Genomic DNA, 12,179 nt, shown 5'->3' with positions numbered 1-12,179 from the left:
TGCATGCCCAGCCGGGGGAGGGCGACACGGTCAACGGGGGGGCCCATTTGTAACACCGGCCCCCCGCCCGCCGCGCGCAGCCTGTCGCCAAGCCACTCCACGCGGCTCTCGGACAGGGTGAGCATGGCGAAGTCCTCGTCGACCCGACAGGACAACTCGTACCAGGCGCCCGCGTCGTCGAGTTCGGCGGTGATCTCGGCGAGCCGGTCCGGCGGGGTGCGGGCGAAGGATTGGGTCACGGCGTCGGCGTGCTCGACGGCGAAGTACTCCTTGAGGCAGCGGGCGAACTCGGCGGTCAGCCAGACCGCGTCGGAGGTCGACAGCGCCCCGGAGTAGGCGGCGGCCGCCTTGCCGCCGAAGCTGGGGCCGGTGCAGTAGTCCGGACTGACGCCGAACTCGCTCTCCGCCCAGGCCGCCATCGCCAGACAGTTGACCAGAAAGGCGATCTGGGCTTCGGTGCTGTAGTCGCCGTCGGCTTCGGAGAACCGGTCCACCAGCGAGTAGCCGAGCCGGTCGTCGGCGACGGCGACCAGGTCCCGGGCGCTGGGATGGACCACCATGAACCTGGCGACATCGGCGAACCTGGTCGGTCCCATACCGGGGAAGACGAACGCTGCGCGGTCGGTTGCCATGCTCGTCAGTGTCGGCCGCGCGCGCGTGCTCGGACACCCCTACCGGTCCCTAAGTGGTCACCACTGAGCCTTTCACCCCAGTCCCTTCAGGTACTCCAGCATCACCTCGGTGAACCGCTCGGGCTCCTCCAGGTGGGGAAGGTGGCTGGACTCCTCGAAGAGCTCCCACCGGACGTCCGGGATCAGCTCGGCATACGGGCGCACGGTGACGGGGGTGGCCTCGTCGTGCCTACCGGAGAGCACCAGGGCCGGCACAGCGATCTCGGGCAGCTTGTCGACCACGCCCCAGTCCTTGAGCGTGCCGTTGACGTGAAACTCGCTGGGGCCGTTCATGGTGAAGTAGACGGTCGGGTCGTTGTAGATCTCGTAGAAGGACGCCTGGTAGTCGCGCGGCCATGGGGTGAGCCTGCATACGTGGCGCTCGTAGAAGACGCGCATCGCCTCGTGGTACTCGTCGCTGCTGGTCGTGCCGGCCGCCTCGTGCTCGCGCAGCGTCTTCTCGACGCCTTCGGGCAAGGCTGCGCGGAGAACGTCCATCTCCGCGAGCCACAGCGGGTAGGACGCGGGCGCGTTGGCGACGACGATGCCTTTGAGGCCGACCGGTTTCGCGGCGGCATGCTCGGCGACGAGGAGGCCACCCCATGACTGTCCGAAGAGGACATAGTTGTCGGCGATGCCGAGCGCTCGCAGGAGATTGTCGAGTTCGGCCAGAAACAGCTGGACGGTCCAGAAGTCGGCGCCCCGGTCGGGCAGGTGAGTCGATCCGCCGTTGCCGATCTGGTCGTAGTGCACGACCGGCCAGCCGTGCTCGGCCAGGTCGGCCATCGACAGCAGGTAGTCGTGGGTGCTTCCCGGACCGCCGTGGACGACCACGATCGGCGGCGGGCCCGCGGTCAGGTCGCCGGTGACCCGGTACCACGTCTTGTGCTCGCCGAAGGCAATCCGGCCTTTCTTGCTGGCGGCGACGGTCATGTGCTCCTCTTCCCGATCCAGTCCTCGATCACCCGGGCGGTCGCCTCGGCGTCTTCCTCGACGATGGTGAAGTGCGTTGCGGGGACCGTGCGCAGCTCGTGCGCCGGGTCCCACGGCAGCGCGCGCCAATCGTCGCCCGCGTCGCCGGGCACGAACGAGCGGCCCGCGCCGACGAACAGGACGGGCGCGGCGACGGGGTCGAGGGTGAAGTGGGGCAGCAGGTCGAAGTAGCGGGTCATCGCCGACAGGCTCGCGGTGTCGAACAGCCCGAACTCCGAGTCGCGCGCGACGAGCGCGCGGCTCATCTCATCGAAGACTCCTGAGCTGACTCCACCACCGTCGACGCGGTAGGAGTCGATCAGCACCAAACCGTCCGGGCCGGCACCTTCGCGTTCGAGCCGCGCGGTGATCGCGTTGGCCATGAGACCGCCCGATGAATAGGCGAGCAGCACGTACGGCTCGCCGTCGGCGGCGCGCAGGATGGCGTCGGCGAGCACCTCGACGACCGTTTCGGCCGACTCGGGCAGGGCGTCGCCCTCGGTGAATCCCGGTGTCGGCAGGGTGATCACCGGGCGGACACCGCGCAGCGGCGCGGCGAGCCGGGCGTGCTGATGCACGCCGCCGGTGGCCATCGGGGTGCTGAGGCAGACGAGTTTGGGGTGGGCCGGGCCGTCGGCGAGGTGGACGGGTCGCAATCCCAGGTCGGCATCGGAGGTGAATTGGGGGCGTAGGTCGGCGACCGCGCGCAAGAGGGCAAAGCCCGCCGTCGAGCGGCCTTCGAGGATGGCCTGGCGAAACAGGGCGCTCACAAGGTCTTCAGTGGACGGTCGCGGTGTCGGCTCGCCGTCGGTGAAAGCGCCTGCCAGCCACGTGGCCAGGCCCGCGGGCGCCTTGGTGTCGAACACGACCATGGGCGGGAGGGTCAGGCCGGTCGCCGAGGCCAAGGCGGTGCGCAGTTCCATCGCGCTCAGCGAGTCGAAGCCCGCCTCGAGGAAGTCGCGCTCGGCATCGACGGCGTCCGCGTCGGGATGGCCGAGGACGGTGGCGGCGCGGCGCAAGACCAGGTCGAGCAGTTCGCGTTCGCGATCGCCGTCGCTGAGTGCGGCCAGGCGTCGGCGAAGCTGGATCGGGTCCTCGCCCGGGGTGCGCGCCGGGCGGGCACGGACGATGCCGCGCCACAGCGGGGGCAGATCGTCAACGCGGGCCAGTGCGGCGAAGTCCAGGCCCATCGGGACCACGGCGGGCAGGTCGACGGCGATGGCGCGGTCGAACAGCGCCACTCCTTCGGGCTCCGCCAGCACACGGCCACCGCTTCCGGTGATCCGGTCGTTGTCGGTCTCGGTCAGGTGGTCCGCCATGCCGTCGGCCCAGAGTCCCCACGCCAGCGAGTGAGCGGGCCGGCCGTTGGCGCGGCGATGGGCGGCCAAGGCGTCGAGGAAGGCGTTGGCGGCGGCGTAGTTGGCCTGGCCGGGGTTGCCGAGCACGCCCGCGGCGGAGGAGAACAGCACGAACGCGTCGAGGTCGGTGGTGAGCTCGTGCAGGGCCATGGCGGCGTCGACCTTGGGCCGCAGCACGCGGTCCAGGCGATCCGGGGTGAGTGCGGGCAGGGTGGCGTCGTCGAGGACGCCTGCGGCGTGGACGACCACCCGCAGCGGGTGGGCCGGGTCGATGGCGGCCAGGGTGGCGGCGAGGGCGTCGCGGTCGGCGACGTCGCAGGCGGCCGCCGTGGCTTTCGCGCCGAGTTCGGACAGCTCCGCCAGCAGTTCGGGCATACCGTCGGCGTCCGGGCCACGCCTGCTGACCAGCAGCAGGTGGCGGACGCCGTGGGTGGTGACCAGGTGGCGGGCGAAGAGCTTGCCGAGGGCGCCTGCGGCGCCGGTGAGGAGCGTGGTCGCCGCCGGATCGAACGTCGGGATGTCGGCGGGGACGCTGGGCACCCGGGCGAGCCGGGCGGCATGGGCCTTGCCGTCGCGGACGACGACCTGCGGTTCGCCGGTGGCGACGGCGATGGCGATTCCGGCGAGTTCGTCGACGTCGGCGAGGACGAACCGCCCCGGGTTCTCCGACTGGGCCGAGCGGACGAGGCCCCAGACGGCCGCGCCTGCCAGATCGGTGACGTCCTCGCCGACCGCGCCGCTGGTGACCACGACGAGCGGTACGGGGTCGTCGTAATGCTGGAGGTGGGCGAGCACGGAGTGAAGGGTGGTGTGGACGTCGCCGGGTTCGACGATCAGCACCCGGTGGTCTCCTGCCGCGCCGATCGGCTCGACCGGGGTGAAGACGACGTGGAACAGGGAGTCCGGGGCCGCCGGGTGGATGCGGCGCAGGGCCAGGCCGTCGACGGTCGCCAGCGGTTGGCCGTCGCGGCCGGCGATGGCCAGGGATACCGCGCCGTCGCCGGTCCGGCGAATCCGGACGCGAGCGGCGGTGGCGCCGGCGGCGTGCGCGGTGACGCCGGTCCAGGAAAAGGGCACGCGGGGTTGCCTGCCTTCGGGGCCAAGGGCGATCGCGTGCAGGCAGGCGTCGATGAGGGCGGGGTGGAGGGTGAAGCCGTCGACGTCGACGTCGTCGGGGAGCTCGACTTCGGCGTACACGTCCTGGCCGGACCGCCAGGCGGAGCGCAGGCCACGGAAGGCTGGACCGTAGTCGAGGCCGTCGGCCGCGAGGTCGTCGTAGAGGGTGTGAAGGTCGATGGGGTCAGCGGCGGGGGGCCAGTCGGTCAGGGGCTCGCCGGTGGCGGTGGCCGTGGTGAGGAGGCCGGTCGCGTGGCAGGTCCAGGGCGCGTCGGGCTCCGGTCGGGAGTGGATGGTGACCGTCCGGCCAGGTGTGGTGACGACGCGGAGGAAGACGGTGCCGCGCTCGGGCAGGATCAGCGGGGCGTCGAGGGTCAGCTCCTGGATCGTGTCGCCGGCGGTGATGGCGAGGTCGACCAGGGCGGCGCCGGGGACGAGGACCGTGCCGCCGAGGGCGTGGTCGGCCAGCCACGGGTGGGTGGCGAGGGAGAGTGCGCCGGTGTGGACGACTGTGCCGTCTTCCGGAGCGACGACTTCAGCGCCCAGCAGCGGATGGCGTGCCGGGTCGACGCCGATCGCGGCGAGGCCGCCGATGTCGGCGCCCAGCCAGGAGTCGGCGAGGAAGCCGACCGGGTCCAGCCAGTAGCGCCGGCGTTGGAAGGCGTACGTCGGCAGGGGGGTCAGTGCCGCGTCGGTGAACAGGGGGCTCCAGTCGACAGCGGCACCTGCGGTGTGGAGGTGGCCGAGCGCGGTCAGGAAGGTCGCGGGCTCCGGCCGGTCCCGGCGCATTGTCGGCGTGCTGACATTCGCTTCGACGGTCTGCGACGCCATCGCGGTGAGCACGCCGTCGGGGCCGAGTTCGAGGAAGCGGGTGGCCCCGGCGTCGCGCAGAGCGCGGACAGCGTCGGCGAAGCGGACGGGCTCGCGCACCTGGCGGACCCAGTAGGCCGGGTCGAGCAGTTCCTCACCCGCGCGCTCGCCGGTCACCGTGGAGACGAGCGGCCGGTTGGCGGGGCTGAGTGTGACGCGGGCCAGGACGGCGCGGAAGTCGGCCAGCATCGGGTCCATCAGCGGCGAGTGGAACGCGTGCGACACCGCGAGCGTGGTCGTCTTGCGGTCGGCGAAGTGAGCCACCAGGTCGGCCACGGCGTCCGCATGGCCGGAGACGACGACAGCGGCGGGACCGTTCACCGCGGCGATGACCACGCGGTCTGAGCAGTGGGGGGCGACTTCGTCCTCAGTGGCCTGGATGGCCGCCATCGCGCCGCCCTCCGGGAGGGCACGCATCAGCCTGCCCCGGGCGGTCACGACCGCGGCGGCGTCGGCCAGGGTGAACACCCCGGCGACGTGCGCGGCGGCGAGCTCGCCGATGGAGTGCCCGGCCAGGAAGGCTGGGGTGACGCCGAAGGATTCGACCAGCCGGTACAGCGCGACCTCGACGGCGAACAGGCATGGTTGGGCGTAGCCGGTGTCGTCGAGCAGCGCCTGGTCATCGCCCCAGATGACGTCCCGAAGCCCGCGGTCCATGTGTTTGTCCAGTTCGGACACGACACTGTCCAGCGCGGCGGCGAACACGGGGAACGAGTCGGCGAGCCCCCGTCCCATGCCGATCCGCTGGGCGCCCTGGCCGGTGAACAGGAACGCGATCGCGCCGCCGGAGCGGGCCGGGACCGACTCGCCGAGCGCGGTCAGGCCACGGACGAGTTCGTCTCGGTCGGCCCCGACGACGACAGCGCGGTGGTCGAGCCGGGCTCGGCCGGACAAGGTGTAGGCGACGTCGGTCAGCATCGGATCAGCCGAAGAAGTGGGGTATGCGGGCCTGACCCCTCGGCCACCCGGCGCGCGGTCGTCGAGCGCGGGGTCCGCGTCGGTCACGGTCAGGTCCGACGACGACAGGTGAACGGCGAGACGGTTCGCCTGGGCGCGGAGCGCGGTCGCGTCCTTTCCGGACAGCAGCAGGGGAACGACGGGCAGTGGCCGGGTGGGCGCGCGCTCGGTGTGCGGCGCCTGTTCGAGGATCACATGCGCGTTGGTGCCGCTGATCCCGAACGACGACACCCCCGCCCTGCGCCGGCCGTCGGGCCATGGCAGGGCTTCCGTCGCGAGTCGGACCTTGCCTGCCGTCCAGTCCACGTGCGAGGTCGGCTCGTCCACGTGCAGTGTGGGCGGAACGATGCCCTTCCCGATGGCCTGGACCATCTTGATCACCCCGGCCACCCCCGCCGCCGCCTGGGTGTGACCCATGTTCGACTTCACCGAGCCCAGCCACAGTGGTGCGGATCGGTCCTGGCCGTAGGTGGCGAGCAGGGCCTGCGCCTCGATCGGGTCACCGAGAGTGGTCGCCGTTCCATGAGCCTCGACAACGTCCACCTCGGAGGCGACAAGGCCCGCGTTCCGCAGTGCCGCGCGGATCACCCGCTGCTGCGCGGGGCCGCTCGGGGCCGTCAAGCCATTCGACGCGCCATCCTGGTTGACCGCGGAGCCGCGGACGACAGCGAGTACGGGGTGGCCGAGACGCTGGGCGTCGGAGAGGCGTTCGACCAGCAGGACGCCCGCCCCTTCGCCCCAGCCGGTGCCGTTCGCGCCCGCCGCGAATGAGCGGCAGAGACCGTCTGGGGACAATCCGCGCTGACGGCTGAACTCCACGAACGTCTCCGGGGTGGCCATGACGGTCACGCCGCCGACCAACGCGAGAGTGCACTCCCCCGCCCGCAGCGAGCGGGCCGCGAGGTGCATGGCCACCAGCGATGACGAGCACGCGGTGTCGAGGGTGACCGATGGACCGGTCAGTCCGTACACATAGGACAGCCGGCCTGCCACGACCGAGCCGGTGTTCGCGTTGGCCGGGTAGTCGTGGTACATGACGCCGGCGAACACGCCGGTGTCGGTCCCCCGCAAGGAGAGGGGGTCGATGCCCGCGCGCTCGAAGGCCTCCCAGGAGACCTCCAACAGCAGCCGCTGCTGCGGGTCCATGATCCGGGCCTCGTTGGGGCTGATGCCGAACAGTCCGGCGTCGAAATCGGCGGCGTCGTGCAGGAAGCCGCCTCGGCGCACGTAGGTCGTGTTGGGCCGCTCACCCGTCGGGTCGAATAGGCGTTCGACCTCCCAGCCGCGGTCGGAGGGAAAGTCGGAGACGACGTCGACGCCGCCGGCCACGACACGCCACAGGTCTTCCGGCGAGGCGATCCCGCCCGGGTAGCGGCAGCCCATGGCCACGATGGCGATGGGCTCGGCAGCCGCGTCGGTCAGCTCGCGGTTGCGAACGCGCAGCCGCTCGGTCTCCTTCAGCGAGGCCCGCAGTGCCTCGACCAGCCGATCGTCAGCGGTCACGACCCGATCACCCTTCCTGCAAGCCGAGTTCGGAGTCGATGAAGGCCAGCACATCGTCGGCGGAGGCCGACGCGAGGTCGACATCGACGGGCGCGGCGAGGGAGTCGGCCAGCGCGCGCAAGCGGGCGGCGATGCGGTCCTGCTCCCCCGCCGCCGGCGGGGACTCCGCCAGCCGCTGCCGCATCCGGTCGAGTTCACCGTCGAGATCGATGGCGTCGTCCTCGGCCAGTCGGGCGGACAGGAACCCGGCCAGGGCGGTCGGGTTGGCGTGGTCGAAGACCAGCGTGCTGGGCAGGCTGAGCCCGGTGGCCGAGCCGAGCCGCCCGCGCAGGTCGACCGCGGCGACGGAGTCGAACCCCAGGTCGGTGAAGGACCTGGCGGTGTCCAGCGCGCTCGGGTCGTCGTAGCCAAGGAGGGCGGCGACGTTGGTGCGCACCAGGTCCAGCACGGTCCGCTCCCGGTCGGCGGGGCTCAGCCCGGCCAGGCCCGGGTCGACGGCGGGCTTGTCGTCGGCGACGGCCGCCTCGGGGATGCCGTCCAGCAGCGGGTGCGGGCGGGACATGCGGAACGTCGGCGCGAACCGGGACCACTCGAAGTCGGCGACCACCAGGTCGGTCTCGTCGTGATCGAGCGCCTGCCGCAGCGCGCGGACCGCGAGCCGGGGCGACATCGGCGGAGCGCCGACCCGCCGGGCGGCCGCCGCCACCGCGGCGTCGACCATGCCGCCCTCCCACGGACCCCAGGCGATCGCGGTCGCGGTCAGGCCGCGGGCGCGGCGCGAGTGGGCAAGGGCGTCAAGGCAGGCGTTGGCGCTGGCGTACGCGGCCTGGCCGCCGCTTCCCCACACCGCGGCGCCGGAGGAGAACAGTACGAACGCCGACAGCGGGCGGTCGCCGAGCAGGTCGTCGAGCAGCAGCGCTCCGCCGACCTTCGCGGCAGCGACGTCAGCGAACTCGTCGATGCTCTGCCCTGTCACCGGTCCCAGGTGCTGCATGACGCCCGCGGCGTGGAAGACGGCGGTCGGCGGCTCGGGTAGCCCGTCCAGGAGTGCGGCGACGGACGCGCGGTCGGCCATGTCGCAGGCCGCGACGGTCACCTTCGCGCCGAGCCCGGTCAGCTCGGTGACCAGTTCGTCGTCGGCGAGGCCGCGCCTGCTGACCAGCATCAGGTGGTCCGCGCCGGCGGCGGCCAGGTCACGGGCAACGTGGGCGCCGAGTCCGCCGGTGCCGCCGGTGATCAGGGTCAGGCCGTCGGGGGTCCACGTCCGGACCGGGGGTGCGCCGTCGAGCGGGGCGCGCTCCATGCGGCGGGCGTACAACCCGGACGCGCGCACGGCGACCTGGTCCTGGGTCCCGTCGGCGATGGCCGCGAGCACGCGGGCAAGGGTGTCCGGGCACGTGGCCGCGGGCAGGTCGACGAGGCCGCCCCAGGTGTCGGGGTGGTCGAGCGCCAAGCCCACGCCGAGGCCCCACAGTCCCGCGCGGCGCGGGTCGACGGGCTCGTCGGTGCGCTCGGCCGCGACCGCGTCCTGGGTGAGGCACCACAGGCGCGCGGTGATCCCGGTGTCCGCGAGGGCCTGCACGAGGGCGACCGTGCGCAGGGTTCCGGTCGCCACGCCGGGGCGGTCGGCGGCGTGCTCGAGAGCGAGCAGGGACAGCACACCCGCGAACGGCCCGGACGGCAAGGCGATCGCGGACCGATCGGCGGTGTCGACTGAAACGACCACAGTGGACAACCCGCGAAGGCCGTCGACGAACTCACGGGGAAGCCCGGGCGGGACGACCACGAGCCAGGTCCCGTCCGGCGTGGCGGGCGCTTCGGGAACCGGACGCCACACCACCCGGTACCGCCAGCCGTCCACAGTCGACTCTTCTCGATGCCGTTCTCGCCACCGCGTCAGCGCGGGCAGCACCGCCCGCCACGCCTCGGGAGCGACGTCGAACCGCTCGGCGAGCACGTCCGCGTCGGCGAGGGCCACGGCCGACCAGAACGAGCCGTCGACCGGATCGGCGGTGGCGGGCGAGGTCTCCCAGAAGTGCCACGAGCGCTGGAAGGGATACGTGGGCAGTTCGACCCGCCTCCCGGGGCACGCGGCGGCCCAGTCGACCCGGGTGCCCGCGACGTGGGCGGCGGAGAGGGCGGTCATCAGCTGCGCCGCCTCGGCGTGGTCGCGGCGCATCAGCGGGGCGACCACGGCGCCGGGAGCGCAGTCGGGCACCGTGGCCGAGAGCGCGGCGTCCGGGCCGACCTCGATGAACGTGCCGACGCCCTGCTCGGCCAGCCACGCGGCCGCATCGCCGAAGCGGACGGCGGCGCGGGCCTGCCGCACCCAGTGCTCCGGCGATGCCAGGTCGGCGGACCGGTCCCCGGTGACCGTGGAGACGACCGGGATGACCGGCTCGGCGTAGGTCAGGCTCGCGGCGAGCCGGGCGAACTCGGCCAGCATCGGCTCGATCCGCGCGGAGTGGAAAGCGTGGGACACGGCGAGCCGCTTGGTCTTGGCCCCGTCCGCGTCGAAGTGCGCTTTCACGGCGAGCACGGCGTCGACGTCGCCGGAGACCACTGTGGACATCGGACCGTTGACGCCTGCGACGGTGGCCCCGTCGACCAGCACGGAAAGCACCTCGTCCTCGCCTGCCTGGATCGCGACCATCGCGCCGCCCTCGGGCAGTGCCTGCATCAGCCTGCCGCGGGCGGCGACGAGCGCGGCCGCGTCTGCGAGGCCGAGCACCCCGGCGGCGTGCGCGGCGGCGAGTTCGCCGACCGAGTGGCCCGCGAGGTAGTCCGGCCGCACGCCCCACGCGGACAGCAGCCGGAACAGGGCCACCTCGACGGCGAACAGCGCGCACTGGGCGTATCCGGTCTGGTTCAACCGCTCCGCGGCCTCGCCCCAGATCACCTCGCGCAGCGGACGGTCGAGATGCGGGTCTATCGCCGCGAGTGCGTCGTCGAACGCGGCGGCGAACTCGGGGTAGGCCCGGTGCAGCTCGCGGCCCATGCCGATCCGCTGCGCGCCCTGGCCGGTGAACAGGAACGCGGTCAGCCCGTCCGGCTGGACGACCCCGCGCGCCAGGCCCGGTGCGGGCCCGTCGGCGGCGAGCGCGGTCAGCCCACGCACCAAGTGGTCGCGGTCGGCCGCGATGACGACGCCACGATATTCCATCTCCGCGCGAGTGGTGGCCAGCGAGTACGCGATGTCCTCCAGTTCGACATCGCGGCCGGCACGGTCGGCGAGGTGGGCGAGCAGCCGCTCGGCCTGCGCCCGCAGCGCGGCCGGACTCCGGGCGTGCAACGGGAAGGCCAGCGTGGCGCACGACCGGGGTTCGCGCTCGGACACCGGCTCCGCTTCAGGCGCCTGCTCCAGGATGACGTGGGCGTTGGTTCCGCTGAGCCCGAACGACGACACGCCCGCGCGGCGCGGGCGCCCTCGGTCCGGCCACGGGATCGAGGTGTCGAGCAGCCGGATGCCGCCGGCCGTCCAGTCCACTTTGGACGTTGGTGCGTCCAGGTGCAGGGTCCGGGGCAGCACGCCATGGCGCAGCGCGCCGACCATCTTGATGATGCCGGACACGCCCGCCGCTGCCTGCGCGTGCCCGATGTTCGACTTGACCGACCCCAGCCACAACGGCTGGTCGGCGGGCCTGCCCTGGCCGTAGGTGGCCAGCAGCGCCTGCGCCTCGATGGGGTCGCCGAGCACAGTGCCGGTGCCGTGGCCCTCGACCGCGTCGACCTCGGCCGCGGCCAGCCGCGCGTCGGCCAGCGCGGCTTCGATGACCCGCCGCTGGGACGGACCGTTGGGTGCGGAGATGCCGTTGGACGCGCCGTCGGAATTGACGGCGGTGCCGCGCACGACCGCGAGCACGGTGCGGCCCTCGCGCAGGGCGTCGGTGAGGCGTTCGACCAGCAGCAGGCCGACGCCCTCGCCCCAGCCGGTGCCGTTGGCGGCCGCGGCGAAGGATTTACACCGGCCGTCCGGGGCGAGACCGCGGTCCTGGCTGAAGCCGACGAAGGCGTCCGGTGTGCTCATGACGGTGACCCCGCCGACCAGGGCGAGGTCGCAGTCGCCCGCGCGCAGCGACCGGGCGGCGGTGTGCAGGGCGACCAAGGAGGACGAACAGGCCGTGTCGATGGTGACCGCCGGGCCCTCCAGGCCCAGTGCGTAGGCCACGCGTCCGGAGACGACACTGCCGAGGGCGCCGATGCCGCGCTCGCCGTAGGGCGCGCGACCCGCGTAGTCGTGGTAGGCGACGCCCGCGAACACCCCGGTCCGGCTTCCCATGAGGGAGGTCGGATCGATGCCCGCGCGCTCGACGGTCTCCCACGCGACCTCCAGCAGCAGGCGCTGCTGCGGGTCGGTCTCGCGAGCCTCGCGCGGGCTCATCCGGAAGAAGTCGGCGTCGAACTCGCCCGCCTGGTGCAGGAATCCGCCGTTGACGGAGTACGTGCGGCCAGGCGTGGCGGGCTCTGGGTGAAACAGCGCGGCGGCGTTCCAGCCGCGGTTCTCCGGGAACGCGCTGATCGCGTCCCCACCGGAGTCGACCAGCGCCCACAGGTCCTCGGGAGTCTCCACACCGCCCGGGAACCGGCAGCCCATCGCGACCACCGCGATCGGCTCGTGGGCACGCTCCTCCGCCTCCCGCAGCCGCAGCCGGGTCTGCCGGAGGTCGGCCGTCGCGCGCTTCAGGTAGTCCCTGAGCTTGTCGTCGGCGTCGCTTGTCATGGGAAGAACCAC

General features: G+C 72.8%; 3 protein-coding genes and 1 pseudogene. All 4 read right to left on the bottom strand.

The genetic code is table 11. From position 1 onward, the window contains the following. Positions 1 to 632, bottom strand: a pseudogene (locus DL991_RS10060) (ACP S-malonyltransferase); the annotation flags it as partial. A gap of 72 nt (positions 633 to 704) precedes the next feature. Continuing rightward, positions 705 to 1,604, bottom strand: a complete 900-nt coding sequence (locus tag DL991_RS10055; RefSeq protein WP_125783296.1) for a proline iminopeptidase-family hydrolase — start codon at positions 1,602 to 1,604, stop codon at positions 705 to 707. Beyond that, positions 1,601 to 7,447 (bottom strand): type I polyketide synthase, encoded by a 5,847-nt coding sequence (locus DL991_RS43870; RefSeq protein WP_125783294.1) that lies wholly within the window; start codon positions 7,445 to 7,447, stop codon positions 1,601 to 1,603. The genes DL991_RS10055 and DL991_RS43870 overlap by 4 nt, the downstream gene beginning before the upstream one ends. Positions 7,448 to 7,454: 7 nt before the next feature. Continuing rightward, complete coding sequence (locus DL991_RS10045) at positions 7,455 to 12,167, bottom strand: type I polyketide synthase (RefSeq protein ID WP_125783292.1); 4,713 nt, start codon at positions 12,165 to 12,167, stop codon at positions 7,455 to 7,457. Positions 12,168 to 12,179 lie beyond the last annotated feature (12 nt).

Origin of the sequence: Amycolatopsis sp. WAC 01375 (assembly GCF_003947325.1) — a bacterium.
GTDB lineage: Bacteria > Actinomycetota > Actinomycetes > Mycobacteriales > Pseudonocardiaceae > Amycolatopsis.
Note: the sequence above shows the minus strand (reverse complement) of the source record. Positions and strands in the feature narration are given on the sequence as shown.